The 17,379-nt window shown below is 68.6% G+C and carries 12 protein-coding genes; 6 read left to right on the top strand and 6 right to left on the bottom strand.

The window, feature by feature from the left end:
• Positions 1-10: 10 nt before the first annotated feature.
• From BXA03_RS09640 to BXA03_RS09650, 3 genes are all read right to left on the bottom strand, one after another.
• Positions 11-1,711, bottom strand: a complete 1,701-nt coding sequence (locus BXA03_RS09640; RefSeq protein ID WP_076506609.1) for a phage integrase family protein — start codon at positions 1,709-1,711, stop codon at positions 11-13.
• Between the two features lie 863 nt (positions 1,712-2,574).
• Positions 2,575-3,663, bottom strand: a complete 1,089-nt coding sequence (locus tag BXA03_RS09645) for a ParB/RepB/Spo0J family partition protein (RefSeq protein WP_083715988.1) — start codon at positions 3,661-3,663, stop codon at positions 2,575-2,577.
• The gene (locus BXA03_RS09650) at positions 3,660-4,892 is read right to left on the bottom strand and encodes an AAA family ATPase (protein ID WP_076506613.1); all 1,233 of its coding nucleotides are present in this window, start codon (positions 4,890-4,892) and stop codon (positions 3,660-3,662) included. The genes BXA03_RS09645 and BXA03_RS09650 overlap by 4 nt, the downstream gene beginning before the upstream one ends.
• A gap of 633 nt (positions 4,893-5,525) precedes the next feature.
• On the opposite strand from BXA03_RS09650, the gene BXA03_RS09655 reads away from it, so the two are divergent.
• Positions 5,526-6,917 (top strand): replication initiation protein, encoded by a 1,392-nt coding sequence (locus BXA03_RS09655; RefSeq protein WP_083715989.1) that lies wholly within the window; start codon positions 5,526-5,528, stop codon positions 6,915-6,917.
• A 51-nt stretch (positions 6,918-6,968) separates the two neighbouring features.
• Here the strand turns inward: BXA03_RS09655 and BXA03_RS09660 are convergent, their stop codons facing one another.
• Positions 6,969-7,913, bottom strand: coding sequence for a LysR family transcriptional regulator (locus BXA03_RS09660; RefSeq protein ID WP_076506619.1), 945 nt, complete (start codon positions 7,911-7,913; stop codon positions 6,969-6,971).
• Positions 7,914-8,139: 226 nt separating this feature from the next.
• On the opposite strand from BXA03_RS09660, the gene BXA03_RS09665 reads away from it, so the two are divergent.
• The 4 genes from BXA03_RS09665 to BXA03_RS09680 all read left to right on the top strand — a co-directional run bounded on the left by BXA03_RS09665 (position 8,140) and on the right by BXA03_RS09680 (position 15,525).
• Positions 8,140-9,015, top strand: coding sequence for an alpha/beta hydrolase (locus BXA03_RS09665; RefSeq protein ID WP_076506622.1), 876 nt, complete (start codon positions 8,140-8,142; stop codon positions 9,013-9,015).
• Between the two features lie 196 nt (positions 9,016-9,211).
• Positions 9,212-10,465, top strand: a complete 1,254-nt coding sequence (locus BXA03_RS09670) for an efflux RND transporter periplasmic adaptor subunit (RefSeq protein WP_076506625.1) — start codon at positions 9,212-9,214, stop codon at positions 10,463-10,465.
• A 132-nt stretch (positions 10,466-10,597) separates the two neighbouring features.
• The gene (locus BXA03_RS09675; RefSeq protein WP_076506627.1) at positions 10,598-13,879 is read left to right on the top strand and encodes an efflux RND transporter permease subunit; all 3,282 of its coding nucleotides are present in this window, start codon (positions 10,598-10,600) and stop codon (positions 13,877-13,879) included.
• 35 nt (positions 13,880-13,914) lie between these two features.
• Entirely contained in the window at positions 13,915-15,525 is a 1,611-nt protein-coding gene (locus tag BXA03_RS09680) for an efflux transporter outer membrane subunit (RefSeq protein WP_234983642.1), read from the top strand.
• A 46-nt stretch (positions 15,526-15,571) separates the two neighbouring features.
• Here BXA03_RS09680 and BXA03_RS09685 read toward each other — a convergent pair whose 3' ends face one another.
• Both BXA03_RS09685 and BXA03_RS09690 read right to left on the bottom strand, forming a co-directional pair.
• Positions 15,572-15,838 carry a YkgJ family cysteine cluster protein gene (locus BXA03_RS09685; RefSeq protein ID WP_200803357.1) on the bottom strand — a complete coding sequence of 89 codons (267 nt, stop codon included), beginning with the start codon at positions 15,836-15,838 and terminating at the stop codon, positions 15,572-15,574.
• 98 nt (positions 15,839-15,936) lie between these two features.
• Positions 15,937-16,824 carry a LysR family transcriptional regulator gene (locus BXA03_RS09690; protein ID WP_076506632.1) on the bottom strand — a complete coding sequence of 296 codons (888 nt, stop codon included), beginning with the start codon at positions 16,822-16,824 and terminating at the stop codon, positions 15,937-15,939.
• 91 nt (positions 16,825-16,915) lie between these two features.
• Between BXA03_RS09690 and BXA03_RS09695 the strand changes: the two genes are divergently transcribed.
• On the top strand, positions 16,916-17,371 hold the full coding sequence (locus tag BXA03_RS09695; RefSeq protein WP_234983643.1) for a VOC family protein: 456 nt from the start codon (positions 16,916-16,918) through the stop codon (positions 17,369-17,371).
• The last annotated feature ends 8 nt before the right edge of the window (positions 17,372-17,379 follow it).

Raw genomic sequence — 17,379 nt, forward strand, 5'->3', positions numbered from 1 at the left:
CGGCGGTGCCTCATACCGCCGGGTAGCGGCGCCCTCGCCCCCTGGCCAGACGCTGGGGCGTAGCGCCGAGCAGCACACGCCGTTTGGGCCATGACCTGCCGGTGCTGCAGTGCTGCAGCAACCGCCTCACGGCCTTGTAGACGCCCCCGCGACTGAGGCCCGTGACACGACCATCCCGCTCGTCCATGACCAGCGGGATATTTGCGTTGGCATCGTGGGTAGGGTCGGCCGGGTGGCCCCATGCGCCCAGCACCAACCGCAGCTGGGCAATGAGCTCGTCGGGCACTTCCAGCATGTCGGGCTGTGCACGTCCCCGTTGCGGCACGCGCAGCCGCCATGCTGCACCGCCTGCCCTGGCGGCGTCGGGGGGCAGGAGGTCGGCGCATCGTGCGCGCGCCAGCGCGCCGGGCTTGATCCCCGTCCCGCGCAGCCAGGCGGCGACGCGCCTGGCCCGCACCAGGCCCGGCGTTGCCGGCACGGACGCGGCCTGGTGGATGTCGAGCAGCGTCGATGCGTCGGCTGCGGGCTCAGGGGCCCGGGCACGGTTGGCTTCTTCCGGCAGACGCAAGCCCGAAGCGGGGTCGTGTGTCAGGTAACCGCATCCATGCAGGAACCCGAACAGACTGCGCAACACCGCGATGCAGCGTCGCAAGGCGGCAGGCCCCAGCGGGCCTTCGAGCGGCCGCCACAGCGGTGACCACCGCTCATGATGGCGTGGCCCGCACCAGGCCGCCGGGGGCGAACGAAGAAAGCCGATGAAGGCGACGCAGTCGGCACCCTCCAGTGCCGACAGGGCCTTTCCCCGCTTCAGGACGGCCCACAGCAGCAGTCGCTCCACTTCCTTGCGATAGGCGCGCCGCGTGTCTTCCGACGGCGCAGCGGCCCGGCCGCGTCGGTCGAGCCAGCGCTCCACCGCCTGCCTGTCGTCCTGTGCGTCGATCTGGCAGTTCGCCGCCGGGGCGCGGAAGCGCCCTCCCCTGCCGCAGAGTGCCTCGGGCACCACGAACTTCTCGAGGGGTCGCAGGGCCGTGGCGGGTTCGACGAGGCATTCGAGCAGTTCACGTCCGACGCGCGAGATGGGCGAGAAGGCTTGGGGGCCCAGGGGCAGCCCAGTTTCTTCCTGGTGAACCCGCAGCCACTCCACGACCCGGGCTGCCTTGGTCGGCCCGACCGCGGGCACGCCGGCCCACCACCGCGTGCCCACGGCCTGGATGCGCGACACCACGCTGCGCAGCGTGGGCATGCCCGCGTCGGAGATCCGTTTGGCAATGGCCGGAGCCAGCCAGTCCTCGACCGGATCGTCTGCGCGGGGTGAGCGCGCGGACAGGCCTTCGAGCCAGGAAAGTGCCGCCAGTTGGCGGTCCACCAACCGGCGTCGCTTGGACTGCCGGCGATGCTCGTCGGCCTCCGTGCCCCACGCCTCCTCGAAGGCCGCCAGCTGGTCCTCGTGCGAGAAATCTTCGAGCCCCTGCGCCAGGGCGAAGTCCTCCAGGGAGGGCCGCGCAACTGCGGCATCCGGCAGCCGGCTGGCGTCCATGAGGACGAGCCGCGCCGTACCCGGCCTGGCGTGACGGCGTGCGGCCGCTGCCAGCTCGTCGCGAAACGTGTTGATGACGCGGCGGATCAGCCGGCCATCCACGCGATCTTCCTCGCCCTGCATGTAGCGCGACCATGCCTGACGCGCGTCGATGCCCTGGATCACGGCGCGCATGAAGGCGAAGTGCCCACGATGAAGCGACCGGGGCCTGGCGGCAGCTCGGGACGAGGTTTGCGTGATGGGCGTGGAGTTCATTCGGTGGCCGACACGGCTGGGGCACAGTTTATTATCAATACACGTGTTTTTCTTAGTTTACTTTGTCCATTCGTGGAATCCAGTTTGTGTTTGCGGTTTAAGCTGTTGACTTGCAAAGCTTTTTCTTCAAGCCGGGGCACTCTGGGTGGATACGTAGCCTGTGCGTGCGGGCATTCACCCATGCCGCCGCCCCCTTCCCGGCTGTCGCGCCGTTGGGCCGGATCCGGGTGCTGGGCTCGGCGCGCGACGTTCGGGCAGGTCTTTCATAGCGGTGCTGCCCCCGACACATCGGTCCGTCGTGAATGCACGGCCGTCGACTGCGCACAGAGACGGCGGGTCAGCACGCGGCGTTGGGCAGCCGTTTCCGAGGCGCGTCCGTACTGCTAGGGCCTCTATGTCGCTGTAAGCGCACTGAAGCCCCGAGCGAGGTCAGGCGGCATCTGCCAGATGTGGCGGTGCGCGGGAGTGCTGGCACGGGAGCGGCGCGCAAGCAAGCGAGGGGAAGCGGCAGACAACGCGGCTGGCACGGCAGCGCGCGTGACCCGCGGCGTATCCGAAACTGCAGTCACCACCCGCGCGCGGGTCCGCACGGTGCTTTCGCTCTCAGCTCCAAATGAAGAACGGCTTCCGATGGGGAAGCCGTTTGCCGAGAGGACTGTTGTCGTCGAAGAAGGAGGGCTGGATGCGCACTGGGCGACCACTCTTGCAGGCCCCTACCCTCCCCTGCCGCACATGTGCAGAGCCTCAATGGTGCTGGACAGTTGCCGCCCAGGCATCTGCACTCAGCTTCCGCTGAGCTGTCCGTTCAGCCATTCGATCAGCGCAGCTTCGCGTTCGGGCGTCAATACGCCAGGATCGAAGCGCAGCGTAATGCGGCCTGTCGCGTCTGCTGCAAGAACGGCACCCTGCCCGGCCTTGCCCAAACGGCGTTCCGACCCCGGTGTTGAACGGTTCAACGCCTTGTCCCCCTGGCCCAACAAGGCGTCCAGCACCTGCTTCGCGTTCAGTGCCACCTTGCTCGCCTTCAGTGCCTTGGCGCGGGCCACCAATCCCTCAGGGTCTCGCTGGAGCACTTCGCTCAATGGTTGCGCCCACCTGAACTGCACGTCCAGCGGTGAAGGAAAGGCTTCCACCACGGCATCGGGCAGACGGGCAAGCGCGAGGCTTTTGGAGATCAGCGACAGATCGACGCCGACGGCCTCGGCCAGCTTCCGCTGCGAGGCGTACAGGCCGTTGTCGAGAGCACGCCGGTACATCATGCCCTGCTCCCACGCACTCAGATTCTTGCGGGCGCGGTTCTCGCGCTCCATGGCCTCGAAAAGGCCCTTGTCGTCGATCTCGGCAATGATCGCCTGGACAGGAATGCCGAGCTCCAGACAGGCACGGTGCCGACGATGGCCGAAGACCAGTTCATAGTCGGCCGACGTGTCGCTGCCCAGCGCCAGGGCTCGGACGCACACGGGCTGGACATTCGTGCCGCTCGAGGCGATGTCCGCCTTCAGCTCTTCGAAAGCCTTGTCCGAAAGCCCGTTCGCGTGGCGGTTGGCCCAGCGCGAGGCACGGATGCGCCTCGGGTCCAGCGCTTTCATCGGCACGGCCCCATCGAAGGCGCGAAGCTTCAGCTTCAATTCTTCGGCTTCTTTGACCGCGGCGGATTGTGACGCCATGAATACCGCCATCGAGCCCGGCGCAGTCTTGGGTCGAGCGTCGGGCGCCTGAGGCACAGACGACGTTGGCGCCGCGGCGGAAACTGAAGCCGGCTGGCCGAGTTGCTGCGGTTCAACCACTCCTTCCGGCGCCGGGCTCGGAGGCGGCGTGCGCAGAGGCGGCAGCTGGATCAGGCTGGCCTTGGCTGCAAGTTTCTTGCTCATCGACGACCTTCCTTAGCCGGGTTTGCAGAAGGTGTTGAACCGTTCAACACCCCGACCTGCCCGTTCCACACGGCACGCACCGAGCCCTCGATATGCCCGACAAAGCTGTCGTAGGCGTCGCGCGCCCGCTTGAAAGTCCGCGCGCTACCGTCATAGCGGGACACGTCATACACGGTTCCGAATTCGGCGCTCGCCACCCCGGTGACGGCCGTCTTGGGAATTTCCACCGGCAGCACCTTCTCTGCGTAGGTCTGGCCGATCCATTGGCGGATCACGGTGCTTGCAGCGTCCGCGGAGTCGACCCGGGCCAACAACACGTGGATGAAATCGAAGTGCTTGTCCAGGCCGCGCTTGGTCAGCAACTCGCCCGTCAGGTCCGAAAAAAGGCTCCAGAACTGGGATGCCGAAGCAAAGTCGAGCGCATTCGGCGGCAGCGGCATGATGATGCCGTTGGACGCCATGAATGCGTTGATGGTCGTGTACGAGAGGGCAGGGGGCGTGTCGATCACGATGACGTCATAGTCGCCCCGCACGTCATCGATGCCCAAGTCCAGCACCCGCCAGAATTCGAATCCAGGCTCCTGGGTTTGCCGCGCGGGCAGCGCGAACTCGGCGCCAAACAGCACCGGCGCTGCCGCGACGAGGTCGATGCCGTCCCAGTAGGTGGGACGTATCGCGTAACGGATCGAGGTCTCGGTGCCCATGGCCAGGGGCAGGATGGTGTCCTGCTCCTCTACTTCGGTGTCAGGAAGAATGCCGAACAACGTGGTCAGCGAACCCTGCGGATCGGTATCGATGACCAGCACACGGTGGCCCAGGAGCGACAGGCCCTGTGCCAGGGTCACCGCCGTGGTGGTCTTCGACACCCCGCCCTTGAAGTTGCCGATGGAGATGGTCACCGCCTCGGCACCACTGGGACGCAGGCGGTCTTTCCGGTACTCACGCACCCATTGCCGCGCTTCCGCCAGTGTGAATTCCCGGCGGCTTCCTGACGCATTGAGACGGCCGGCCGGCAGATCGCCTTTGCCGAGACGGTGCGAGATCGAGCCTTTTTCCATCTCCAGCAGGCTGGCAAGCTGCGAGAGGCTGAAGAGCGGCGCCTCCTTCCGGGCGGTAGGTGCCAACATGGCGGAGCGGATCTGCTCCATCATGGCGACAGCGCGTTCGGCCTGCGCGGCGATGTCCGAGAGACTGATGGGCCGAGGGGCCGGAAGAGGGGAAGATGCCATATGAAACTCCTGAACGTTTGAGTTTACCGAGTCGCTTGACGGAATTTCGTTGTCTGTGCAGAAAAGCGTCAAGGTGACCCCTGTTGGTTGACTTTCAGGAATCTGGGTTTGTGTCGCCTTTGGAAAAGAGTTTGATTCCTTCAATCCCTTTAATACGTTTAGGCGTCGAAAAGTTCAATGCTGACAACCACTTGCGTGCACTTGGATGCATGAGTTCGGGATGATGTGGAGACAGCTCGGGAATGCGTGGCAGGGAAGACGGGAGCCCGTGGAGAGTTTTCGGTAGAACAGGTGCGTGTTTTCGTGATGGCGACCGTCGTCGGGCGGGGGGCCTCATGTGAGGGTTTTCAGGAATATGTGCCTGGCGGCCTGCGGCGTCCTCCCACGACGCGGTTTCGAGGGGCCTCAACTGCTCTGCGAAGGGCATCGAGCGCCGATGCGGGGGTCGCTTTAGGCCCATGCGCGTAGGTAGGCGATGAATCGATGGTGTGGCGGCAAGGCGCGATCCCGAAAACTCTCCACTTCCGTCGTGTCCAGAGATGATCCTCCACCGGTTCACGTGAGACTTTTCGGGAAATTCGTGTCTCAGCTTTCAGGTGAAAGTGCGGCTCACCTCTCGCTTACATTAGCCGGATGGCACGGACGCTCCGCACCCCCGACCCCTTGCGCACTGGCGCCCCTGCGGCCGGAGGCGGGTCTGCCTCGTCCGACGATGTGCAACTGCTGCGCAAGGCCGTCAACACGCTGGCCATCGTCCCGAAGTCGACGCGGATCACCACCCTCGGGCGCAAGAGCTACAACGTGCTTCTCTACCTGGCGCAGGAGCAGGGCATGGAAATGGACGTTTTCCGTACCCCCCTGGATTCGGTCGTGCGCGGGCTCGACTTCGACAGCAACGACCACGCGCTCATCAAGAAGCACTTGCGGGCGATGGTCTCGACCACCGTGGAATGGCAGTCGCCGACGAGCGGGGAGGGCGCTGCCTGGAATGTGAGCGGCCTCCTGGCGCATGCGCGCCTCAGCAAGGAGCGCGGGCAGGTCTGGGTGGAATGGTCCTATGCCGTCAACCTCAAGCAGGAGCTTCTGGATCCGAGCGTGTTCGCGCGCCTGCGCCTGGAGGTGATCAGCCAGCTGCGCACGCACGCGGGCGTGGTGCTCTATGAGATCTGCACCCGCTACAAGGACATCGGCCGCACGGCGCGGCAGCCCTGGCGCTGGTGGTATCCGGTGCTCAGCGGCAACCCGCACACGGAGAAGACCGACCGGCTGGAGTACCGGATCTTCAAGCGCGACACGCTCAAGCCGGCCATCGCCGAAGTCAACGCGCTGACCGATCTGGAGATCGAGCTCGTCGAGCACAAGCAGGGTCGCTTCATCGACGAGATCCAGTTCCACATCGGCCGGAAGAAGCAGTCGGCGCTCACATTGGCCCGCGCACCGGCGCCGGTCGACATGGTGGCCGTCAGCCGGGCCATCGCCCTCGGCCTCAGCGAGGAGACCTTCGAGCAGCTGGTCGCCGGCTGCGACGAGAACACCGTGCGAACGGCGCTCGATGTGCTGGAGCGGCGCATCAGTACGGCCTACCCCGAACCCTTGCGCGACCCGGCGCGGTATCTGAAGGCCCTGTTGGCGCGCGGCAGCGACCAGGCCGATGCCGGCGCCGAGTCGACCGCGGCCCATCCGGCGGCGGCCGCGCTGGCTGCGCGCGAGCAGCAGTCGCAGCGCCGCCAGCGCTGGCAGGCCGAGTGGATCCGGCGGGCCAACGAGCGCTGCCTCGCAGCGATCGAGCAGTTGTCCGAGGCCACCCAGCGCGAGCTGGAAGGCCAGCTGATGGAATCCCTGCAGGCCCGTGGCGCCCATCCGTCCATCATCAAGCGGCTGGGCACCAGCGGGTGGCAGCATCCGATGGTGCGGCAGGAGATGCTGCGCCACTTCGGTGATGCCACCTTCGGCCCCGGGTGGGACAAGCCCAGCGCCGAAGACCTGCTGGAGATCGCCACCGAGATGGGCGGCGACGAAGCCTGATACGCGGCACTGCCGCCGCGGTCGTCCGTCTGCGGGGGCAGGGCTTCGGACTCAGCCGGTGCGGTCCGTGCCTGCGTCGGCCGCGCGCGCCAGATCCTGGTTGCGTGCGAACTCTGCCGCCGTCCAGTCCACGAAGGCGCGCACCTTGGCACTCAGGTGCCGGTTGGGCGGATACACCACGTGCATCGGCAGGGGAGGGCAGTCCCAGTCCGGAAACAGCTCCACCAGCTCGCCGCGCGCCACGTAGGGCGCGGCAATGAAGCGCACCACTTGGGCCACACCAAAACCAGCCAGCGCGGCCTCGGTATAGGCGTTGCTGTCATTCACCGCCAGGCGCGAGGGGCCCACCACCTCGAGCACCTCGCCGTCCTTGTGGAACTCCAGCGGGTACACCCGCCGCGAGTTGTGCGAGAAGAAATTGATGACGTGCTGCCGTCCGCGCTCCAGGTCATGCGGCGTGCGGGGCACGCCATAGCGCTTCAGGTAGGCGGGCGAGGCCACGGTCATGAAGGGCAGGGTGCCGATGCGTCGCGCCACCAGCGACTGGTCGCCGATCTCGCCACCACGGATCACCACGTCCACGTTGTCGCCGATCAGGTCCACCGCGCGGTCGCTCACGCCCAGGTCCACCTGGATGTCGGGGTACTGGTCGCAGAAGCTCTGCAGCCGGGGGATGAGGACAAGCCGCGCCAGCGCGGTGCCCACGTCCACCCGCAGCCGGCCGGACGGCGCGGCATTGCTGTTGGTCATGCTCGACTCCAGCTCGTCGAAGTCGTTGAGCAGCCGCGCCACCCGCTCGTAGTACGCGGCGCCGTCGGGCGTCACGGTCACGCGTCGCGTGGTGCGGTTGAGCAGCTTGACGCGCAGCCGCGACTCCAGCGACTGGATCTGCTTGGTCACGGTGGCCTTGGGCAGGCCGAGCGTATCGCCGGCGCGGGTGAAGTTGCCCGCCTCGACGACGCGCACGAACACCCGCATGGTCTGGATCTGGTCCATGGATCGATGTGCGAAAAGGGCTGACATCCCGCGCGCGCGGGATGCGGCAGTCTGACGAATGCCGGACTGGCTGATGCCCCGCATTCTGTGCGGCAATGGCGCGTTCATTGTTGCCGCGCAGGAAACAGAGTAGGGCCCGCGACGGGCAGCGTGCCGCCAATGCGCTTCTTATAGTCCAAACCACGCCGACTCTCCACGACCTCGCCCCTCCTCCGAAAGGCCTGCCATGAGCACGAATCCCCACGCCCCCGCATCTGCCGCCACGGCCGGCTGCGCCGTGGCCGAGGAAGACCTGCGCATCGAACTGCCCGGTGAGGAGCCCGTCAAGGCCCGCATCTATGGCGAACGCGTCAAGGGCGCGTCGGCCATGCCGCTGGTGCTGCATTTCCACGGCGGCACCTTCGTGTGTGGCGATCTGGACAACGGCCGCAACGTGGGCCGCCTTCTGGCCACGGCCGGAGCCCGCGTCGTGTCGGTCGCCTATCCGCTGGCGCCTGCGCATCCCTTTCCCAAGCCCATCGAGGTGGGCTTTGCGGCGCTCGAATGGCTGCACAAGCAACGCGTCAAGCTGGCGGGCAAGGGCGCGCAGATCTATTTGGCCGGTGAGGAGGCCGGCGGCAATCTGGCCGCGGCCGTGGCCCTGGTGGCACGCGACCGCGGCCATCCCCCGCTGGCTGGGCAGATCCTGCTGTCGCCCATGCTGGACCCGTGCGCGGGCACGGCCTCGCTGCGCGAGGCCTCCTGCGCCGATGCGGCCTGCAAGTGGGCCACCGGCTGGCAGCAATACCTGCGCCGCCCCATGGATGCCACGCATCCCTATGCGGTGCCGGGTTCGGCCCTGCGGCTGACCGACGTGGCGCCCACGCTCGTGCTGGTGGGCCCCGACGATCCGATGCGTGACGAGGCGTTGGCCTATGCCACGCGGCTGCGTACCGCCGGCATCGACGTGATCGCCGAAGTGCTCCCCGCCACTTCGCAGTGGCCCGAGGCGCTCTACCAGCCCGAGGACCCTGGCTGTCCGGCCTGCGGTGTTGCCGCGCGGCAGAAGGTCATGGCCTTCTTCGAAGCGCGCCGCGCTGCCGCTGCCACGCCGCCCAGCTGACGGCCACGCGAGGCGCCGTCGTGCGGCGCCGCGACCCCAACACCCTGACGTCCGCGGTGCAGTCCTGACTGCGCCGTGCGGGCGAGTCTGCGCGGCGTCCCCGCGCATCCCGCTGCCGTCCTCCATTTCCATGCCGCCTGCGCCACAAGCGCCGGGCTGGCCGACTGCACTCCTTCGATCCGAAAGAAAGACCTCCATGGCCCACTTCGAACAACCTTCTGCTGCTTCCGCCCCGACGCCGGCACGCCGCCGCGTATGGCCGACCATCACCAGCCTGACCGCCGTGCTCGCCATCGGTGCGGGCGTGCTGGGCATTCCCGGCCTGCGTGCCGAAGCCAGCGACACACCCGTGCCCGCTGCCCCGCCGGCCACGCCCGTGACCGTCGCCGCGGTCGAGTCGCGCGCCGTCAATGCGTGGGATGAGTTTTCGGGCCGCCTGGAAGCCGTCGAGCGCGTGGAGGTCCGCTCGCGCGTCGCCGGCGCCGTGCAGGCCATCCACTTCCGCGAAGGCGCACTGGTCAAACAGGGCGAACTGCTGCTGACCATCGACGCTGCGCCCTACCAGGCCGAGGTGCAGCGCGCCGAGGCCCAGGTGGCCTCGGCCCAGGCGCGTGCCGCCTACACCCGCAGTGAGCAGGAGCGCGCACGCCGCCTGTACGGCGAGCAGGCCATCGCCCAGCGCGAGCTGGACGAACGCCTCAATGCCGGCCAGGAAGCCGAGGCCAACCTGCGCGCCGCCCAGGCCGCGCTGCAGAGTGCCAGGCTGAACCTGTCGTACACGCAGGTGCGCGCGCCGGTGGCCGGCCGCATCGGCCGGGCCGAGGTGACCGTGGGCAACCTCGTGCCCGCCGGCCCGGGTGCACCCGTGCTGACCACGCTGGTGTCGGTGAGCCCCATCTATGCCAGCTTCGATGCCGACGAGCAGGTGGTGGCCCGCGCCTTGAAGGCACTGCCCGGCGGTGCCAGTGCACGAGCCCAGCTCGCCAGCATCCCGGTGCAGATGGGCACTGCCGCCACCGACGGCACGCCCTACGAAGGCCGCCTGCAGCTGATCGACAACCAGGTCGATGCGCGCAGCGGCACGGTGCGGGTGCGCGCGCGATTCGACAACGCCGATGGCGCGCTCATCCCCGGCCAGTTCGCCCGCATCCGCATGGGCCAGGCCGGCGAGAGCCCCGCCCTGCTGGTCAGTGAACGGGCCATCGGCACCGACCAGAGCAAGAAGTTCGTGCTGGTGGTGGGCGAGGGCAACAAGACCGAATACCGCGAGATCACGCTCGGGGCGCCCGTGCAGGGACTGCGTGTGGTCAGCAGCGGCCTCAAGGCCGGTGAGCGTGTCGTGGTCAACGGCACGCAGCATGTGCGGCCCGGCATGGTCGTGGCGCCCACCGAGGTGCCGATGACGGCCGCCAGCTCGGCCGGTGCCGAGCGCGTCGCCTCGCGCAGCTAAAGGCATCCCACCGCCGACACATCGCGCCGCACGCGGCGCGCTTTCTCTCTTCCCGCTTCCAAGTCGCCACCGTGCGCAGCCTTCGTGCTGCGCGCGGGGGATCGCTTCACCCCGCCACCAGGAGTTGGCGCCATGAATCTCTCCAAGTTCTTCATCGACCGGCCGATCTTTGCCGGCGTGCTGTCGCTGCTGATGCTGATCGCCGGGCTGATCGCACTGCGCGGACTGCCCATCTCCGAGTACCCAGAAGTCGCGCCGCCGCAGATCGTGGTGCGCGCGCAGTACCCCGGCGCCAATCCCAAGGTCATCGCCGAGACGGTGGCGACGCCGCTCGAAGAGCAGATCAACGGCGTGGAAGGCATGCTCTACATGAGCAGCCAGGCCACCACCGACGGCGTGATGACGCTCACCGTCACCTTCCGCCTGGGCACCGACCCCGACAAGGCCCAGCAGCTGGTGCAGAACCGCGTGGCCCAGGCCGAGCCGCGGTTGCCGGAAGAGGTGCGCCGTCTGGGCCTGGCCACCGTGAAGAGCTCGCCGGACATCACGATGGTGGTGCACCTGGTGTCGCCCAACAAGCGCTACGACATCGACTACCTGCGCAACTACGCGGTGCTCAACGTCAAGGACCGTCTGGCCCGCATCGAGGGCGTGGGCCAGGTGCAGATCTGGGGCGGCGGCGAGTACGCCATGCGCGTGTGGCTCGACCCGCAGAAGATGGCCCAGCGCGGCCTGGCCGCCGGCGACGTGGTCTCCGCCATCCGCGGGCAGAACATCCAGGCCGCGGCCGGCGTGGTCGGCGCGTCGCCGGGCCTGTCGGGCGTTGACTTGCAGCTGTCCGTGAATGCACGCGGCCGCCTGGCCAGCGAAGAGGAGTTCGGCGACATCATCGTCAAGGGCGGCAGCGTCGGTGAGCCTTCGACCCAGGTGGTGCGTCTGCGCGACGTTGCGCGGATCCAGCTGGGCGCGGCCGACTATTCGCTGCGCTCGCTGCTGGACAACGACCCGGCCGTGGGCATCGGCGTCTTCCAGGCGCCGGGCTCCAATGCGCTGCAGATCTCCGAGCAGGTGCGCCGCACGATGACCGAGATCCAGAAGGCGATGCCCGAGGGCGTGGAATACCGCATCGCCTACGACCCGACGCAGTTCGTGAGGGCGTCCATCGAATCGGTGATCCACACGCTGCTCGAGGCCGTGGCGCTGGTGGTGCTCGTCGTCATCCTGTTCCTGCAGACCTGGCGCGCGTCCATCATCCCGTTGCTGGCCGTGCCGGTGTCGGTGGTGGGCACCTTCGCCGTGCTGCACCTGCTGGGCTTCTCGATCAATGCGCTGTCGCTCTTCGGCCTGGTGCTGGCCATCGGCATCGTGGTGGACGACGCCATCGTGGTGGTGGAGAACGTGGAGCGCAACATCGAGGCCGGCCTGACCCCGCGTGAGGCCACTTACAGAGCCATGCGCGAGGTGTCCGGGCCCATCATCGCCATTGCGCTGGTGCTGGTGGCGGTGTTCGTGCCGCTGGCCTTCATCTCGGGTCTGACGGGTCAGTTCTACCGGCAGTTCGCCGTCACCATCGCCATCTCGACGGTGATCTCGGCCATCAACTCGCTCACGCTGTCGCCGGCCCTGGCGGCCCTGCTGCTCAAGGGCCACGACGCGCCGCGCGATGCGCTCACGCGCGGCATGGACCGGCTGCTGGGTGGCTTCTTCCGCGGTTTCAACCGGCTGTTCCACCGCGGAAGCGAAGGCTATGGCCGCGGCGTGCGCGGCGTGATCTCGCGCAAGACGCTGATGCTGGGCATCTACATCGCGCTGGTCGCGCTGACCTTCGGCCTGTTCAAGGCCGTGCCCGGGGGCTTCGTGCCCACGCAGGACAAGCAGTACCTGATCGGCTTCGCCCAGCTGCCCGACGGCGCCACGCTGGACCGCACCGACGACGTGATCCGCCGCATGGGCGACATCATGAAGAAGAACCCCAATGTGGAAGGCACGCTGGCGTTCCCGGGGCTGTCGATCAACGGCTTCACCAACAGCTCCAACGCGGGCATCGTGTTCGCCATGCTCAAGCCCTTCGACCAGCGCAAGGCGCCGGAGCAGAGCGGCGCTGCGGTGGCGGGTCAGCTCAACCAGGCCTTCGGGGGCATCCAGGACGCGTTCATCGTGATGTTTCCGCCGCCGCCCGTGGCGGGCCTGGGCACCACCGGTGGCTTCAAGCTGCAGCTGGAAGACCGCGCATCGCTGGGCTACGAGGCCATGGACAAGGCGGTGCAGGCCTTCATGGCCAAGGCGCGGCAGACGCCGGAGCTGGCCGGCATGTTCACCAGCTGGCAGGTCAACGTGCCGCAGCTCTTCGCCGACGTGGACCGCACCAAGGCGCGGCAGCTGGGCGTGCCGCTGACCGACATCTTCGACACGCTGCAGATCTACCTGGGCAGCCTGTATGCCAACGACTTCAACAAGTTCGGCCGCACCTACAGCGTGCGCGTGCAGGCCGATGCGCCCTACCGCGCGCGGGCCGAGGACATCGGCGCGCTCAAGGTGCGCTCGTCCTCGGGCGAGATGATCCCGCTGTCCGCCCTGATGAAGGTCGACGCGAGCTTCGGCCCCGAGCGCGCCATGCGCTACAACGGCTACCTCACGGCCGACGTCAACGGCGGCGCCGCGCCCGGCTATTCCTCGGGTCAGGCGCAGGCGGCCATCGCGCGCATCGCGGCCGAGACGCTGCCGGCGGGCATCGACTTCGAATGGACCGACCTGACCTACCAGGAGATCCTGGCCGGCAACTCGGCGATCCTCGTCTTCCCGCTGGCGATCCTGCTGGTCTTCCTGGTGCTGGCCGCGCAGTACGAAAGCCTGACGCTGCCGCTGGCCATCATCCTGATCGTGCCCATGGGGCTGCTGGCGGCGATGACCGGCGTGTGGCTCTCGGCGGGGGACAACAACGTCTTCACGCAGATCGGGCTGATCGTGCTGGTCGGCCTGTCGGCCAAGAACGCGATCCTGATCGTGGAGTTCGCGCGCGAGCTGGAGTTTGCGGGTCGAACGCCGGTGCAGGCCGCCATCGAGGCCAGCCGGCTGCGTCTGCGGCCGATCCTGATGACCTCGCTGGCCTTCATCATGGGCGTGCTACCCCTGGTGCTGTCCACCGGCGCTGGCGCGGAGATGCGCCATGCCATGGGCGTGGCGGTGTTCGCCGGGATGATCGGCGTGACGGCCTTCGGCCTCTTCCTCACGCCCGTCTTCTACGTGGCGCTGCGCCGCCTGGCGGGCAACCGGCCACTGCGGCAGCACGGCCAGGTGCCGGCCCATGCCGACGACTTCGTCTCGGCCGAGCATCCCGCCGCGCCGGGCCATCACGGCGGCGGTGGCGGTGGTCTTGCGGCCCTGCCCGCGGCACCGCGCGGCGCCCACGAATGACGCCCATGCATTCCTTGTTCACGAGGACAACGACCATGACCCACACGCATGCACGCTCGTCGAGCGCACCGTCGACGATGGAGACGACCCTGAACCGCGCCGCGCAGGCGCGCCCCACCTTCGATCGCCTCCAGCCGTTCACGCTGGGCCTGTCGAAGCGCCGCGCCCTCGTTCCGCTGCTGGCCGCTTTGGTGCTCGCCGGCTGCGCCACCGCACCTGCGGAGTTGCCAGCCGTCCCCACGCCCGTCCGTTTCAAGGAGGCACTGTCCGTCACGCAGTCCACGACCGAGGGCCGATGGACCGAGGCCGCCCCCGCCGAGGCCCAGCCCCGCGGCGAATGGTGGAAGGCCTTCCAGGACCCGGTGCTCGATGCGCTTGTGGCGCAGGCGGCCGAGGCCAATACCAGCCTGCAACAGGCGGCGGCCCGTGTGCGGCAGGCGAGGGCGCTGCTGCGCAATGCCGAGGCCGACCGTTCGCCGCAGCTCGGCCTGGGCGGGGGCGCCACACGCCAGCGCGGGCTGGACCGCAACCAGTCCTCGCAGCCTTCGACCCTGGTCAATGCAGGTGTCAGCGCCTCCTGGGAGCTGGACCTGTTCGGCCGCCTGGCCCGCCTGCAGGATGCCGCTGCGCTCGACGCCCAGGCGCGCGAAGCCCTGCTGCAGAGCACGCGCCTGATGGTGCAGGCCGAGGTCGCGCAGACCTACCTGGCCCTGCGCGCAGCCGACGAGGAGCGCGCCCTGGTGCGCGACGGCGTGGCCGCCTACCGCGACACGCTGCGTCTCACCCAGCGCCGCGAGCAGGCCGGCGATGTGGCCGCGCTGGATGTGGCGCGCATGCAGGCCGAGGTGTCGGCCAACGAGTCCGAGGCACTGGCCCTGGACCGCCGCCGCGCGGAGCTCGAACATGCACTGGCCGTGCTGTTCGGCCGTGCGCCGTCGGACTTCGGCATCGGCGTCGATCGCTGGCAGACCGCACTGCCGGTGGTGCCGGCGGGCGTGCCCTCCACCGTGCTGCTGCGTCGGCCCGACGTCGCCGCAGCCCAGGCGGCCGTGCTGGCCGCACAGGCGCGCCTGGGTGCGGCGCAGGCAGCGTACTTCCCGGACATCGCGCTCACGGCGGGCGGCGGCTTTGCTTCGCCGGAACTGGGCGACCTGTTCAAGTGGTCCGCGCGCTCGTGGGGGGTGGGCGCGCTGCTGTCGCTGCCGCTGCTCGACGGCGGCCAGCGCGCGGCGGGCGTGGAGCGGGCGGGCGGTGTGCTCGATGAAGCGGCCGCAGCCTATCGCGCGCAATCGCTCGATGCCTTCCGCGAGGTGGAGGACCAGCTCTCGGGCCTGCGCCTGCTGCAGCAGCAGGCCGCTGCGCAGGCCACGGCCGTGGAGGCCGCGTCGCGTGCCCTGCAACTCTCGGACACCCGCTACCGCAATGGCTACATCAGCCAGCTCGATGTGCTCGATGCACGCCGCAGCGCGCTGCGCAACCAGCGGCAGGCGCTGCAGGTGCGCTCCGCGCAGTACCAGGCCACGGTGGCGCTGGTGCGGGCGCTGGGCGGGGATTGGGGGAGTGCGCCGGTGACTGCACAGTCGGCGCCGGCCGTGGATGCCCAGGATCGGACGCTCACGGCGTCGAAGCCGCAAAGCGGCACTTAGCCTTCGGCGGCCTGCGTCGGGGCGCACCCGGCGGTCAGGCCGGCGCTCAGCGGATCGGCTCGGGCGCCGTGGCGGCCTCCAGCTGCGTCAGCCAGCGCAGCGCCTCGCCCCGCGAGCTGCCGCACATCTCGGCCGATGGTGCGAGGCCCGCGCAGCAGGCCGGACGTCCGGGCTGGCCGAAGATGCGGCAGCGGTGGTCGTCGGACAGCTGGATGCAGCGCACGCCCGCCGGCTTGCCGTGCGGCATGCCGGGAATGGGGCTGGAGATGGAGGGCGCGGTGCAGCAGGCACCGCAGTCGGGGCGGCAATCCATGGCGGGCACTGTAGTGGACCGCATGAACCGGGCGTGCGTGCAGGGTCGGCTGCGCGACGCCGCAGACGGGGGCTGGGGCGTCCGACAGCCGGTCACGGTCACGGCGGCGGCTCGCCCGACGCGTACGCCTGCTCGATCAGGCGCACCAGCTCCAGCACCGCGGGACCCAGGTTGCGCGTGTTGCGCCGGGCCAGGCCGATGTCGCGGAAGAAGGTGTTCTCGGCCAGCGGCAGTGCCACCACGCCCGGCGGCCAGGCCGTGCGGCCGAAGACCTCGGGCACCAGGGCGACGCCCATGCCGCAGGCCACCATCTGCGCCATGGCATCCAGGTCGTCGATCTCCACGCTGTCCTGCACGTCGATGCGCGACGTGCGCAGGAAGCGCTCCACCAGCCGTCCGCCGAAGGACGTGCGGTCGTAGCGGATGAAGGCCTGGCTGGCCAGCAGCGCGCGCCAGTCGTGAGGCGCGGGTAGGGCCGCCGGCACCAGCAGGCGAAAGGGCTCGTGCGAGAGCGGCGTCCACGCCAGGTCGGCCTGCAGTGCGAAGCCGGGGCGGATCATGATGGCGGCATCCACCTCGCCGGCGTCCACCTGGTTGAGCAGATGGAAGGAAACGCCCGGCACCACGCGCACATGCACCGCCGGATGCCGGGCCCGGAAGCGCGACAGCACCCCGGGCAACACGCTGGCCTGCGCGGAGGCGATGGCCCCGAGCACCACCCGGCCGCCCAGCGGCCGGCTGCGCCGCTGCTCGGCCATCTCGTCGAAGAGCCTCACCACCTCGCGGGCCTGTGCCAGCGCGTTCAGTCCCTCGGCATTCAACTGCGCGGCGCGGCCAGCGCGGGCGAAGAGGGCATGGCCCAGCTGCTCTTCCAGCCGCTGCACCTGCGCGCTCACGGCAGCCTGGGTCAGGCCGATACGCTGGCCTGCGCGCGCGAAGGTGCCTTCCTCGGCGATGGCAATGAAGGTCTTGAGTTCGCGGATCATGAATGATCGATGCTATCGATCAGTGGAGGAAAAATATATTGATTTTGTTTTTGGTCAAGCTTTCCTAGACTGCCTGCCAGTTCCCCCACCCATGCACAACGCCATGATCGACGTGACCACCAATCCGACCCTGATGTCGCCCTTCCACCTGGCCTTTCCGGTCGACGACCTGGCCGAGGCGCGCCGCTTCTATGGCGAGCTGCTCGGCTGTCCGGAGGGACGCAGTTCCGAGGACTGGATCGACTTCAACTTCTACGGCCACCAGATCGTGGCGCACCTGGCGCCCGGCGAATGCGGCGCCTCGCAGCGCAACGCCGTGGACGGCCACGGCGTGCCGGTGCGGCACTTCGGCATCGTGCTGCCCATGGCGCAGTGGGAAGACATGGCGCAGCGCCTGCGTGGCGCCGGCGTCGAATTCGTGATCGAGCCCTATGTGCGCTTCAAGGGCGAGGTCGGCGAGCAGGCCACCATGTTCTTCATGGACCCGGCCGGCAACGCGATGGAGATCAAGGCCTTCAAGGACATCACGCGGCTCTTCGCCAAGTAAGCCCCGGT

It is taken from the genome of Pseudacidovorax sp. RU35E (assembly GCF_900156165.1).
In the GTDB taxonomy this organism is placed as follows: Bacteria; Pseudomonadota; Gammaproteobacteria; order Burkholderiales; family Burkholderiaceae_C; genus Xenophilus.

Coding starts and splice junctions, on each gene's coding strand:
- BXA03_RS09640 (WP_076506609.1), bottom strand. CDS start 1,711: ATGCGCGCCGTGATCCAGGGCATCGACGCGCGTCAGGCATGGTCGCGC.
- BXA03_RS09645 (WP_083715988.1), bottom strand. CDS start 3,663: ATGAGCAAGAAACTTGCAGCCAAGGCCAGCCTGATCCAGCTGCCGCCT.
- BXA03_RS09650 (WP_076506613.1), bottom strand. CDS start 4,892: ATGGCATCTTCCCCTCTTCCGGCCCCTCGGCCCATCAGTCTCTCGGAC.
- BXA03_RS09655 (WP_083715989.1), top strand. CDS start 5,526: ATGGCACGGACGCTCCGCACCCCCGACCCCTTGCGCACTGGCGCCCCT.
- BXA03_RS09660 (WP_076506619.1), bottom strand. CDS start 7,913: ATGGACCAGATCCAGACCATGCGGGTGTTCGTGCGCGTCGTCGAGGCG.
- BXA03_RS09665 (WP_076506622.1), top strand. CDS start 8,140: ATGAGCACGAATCCCCACGCCCCCGCATCTGCCGCCACGGCCGGCTGC.
- BXA03_RS09670 (WP_076506625.1), top strand. CDS start 9,212: ATGGCCCACTTCGAACAACCTTCTGCTGCTTCCGCCCCGACGCCGGCA.
- BXA03_RS09675 (WP_076506627.1), top strand. CDS start 10,598: ATGAATCTCTCCAAGTTCTTCATCGACCGGCCGATCTTTGCCGGCGTG.
- BXA03_RS09680 (WP_234983642.1), top strand. CDS start 13,915: ATGACCCACACGCATGCACGCTCGTCGAGCGCACCGTCGACGATGGAG.
- BXA03_RS09685 (WP_200803357.1), bottom strand. CDS start 15,838: ATGGATTGCCGCCCCGACTGCGGTGCCTGCTGCACCGCGCCCTCCATC.
- BXA03_RS09690 (WP_076506632.1), bottom strand. CDS start 16,824: ATGATCCGCGAACTCAAGACCTTCATTGCCATCGCCGAGGAAGGCACC.
- BXA03_RS09695 (WP_234983643.1), top strand. CDS start 16,916: ATGCACAACGCCATGATCGACGTGACCACCAATCCGACCCTGATGTCG.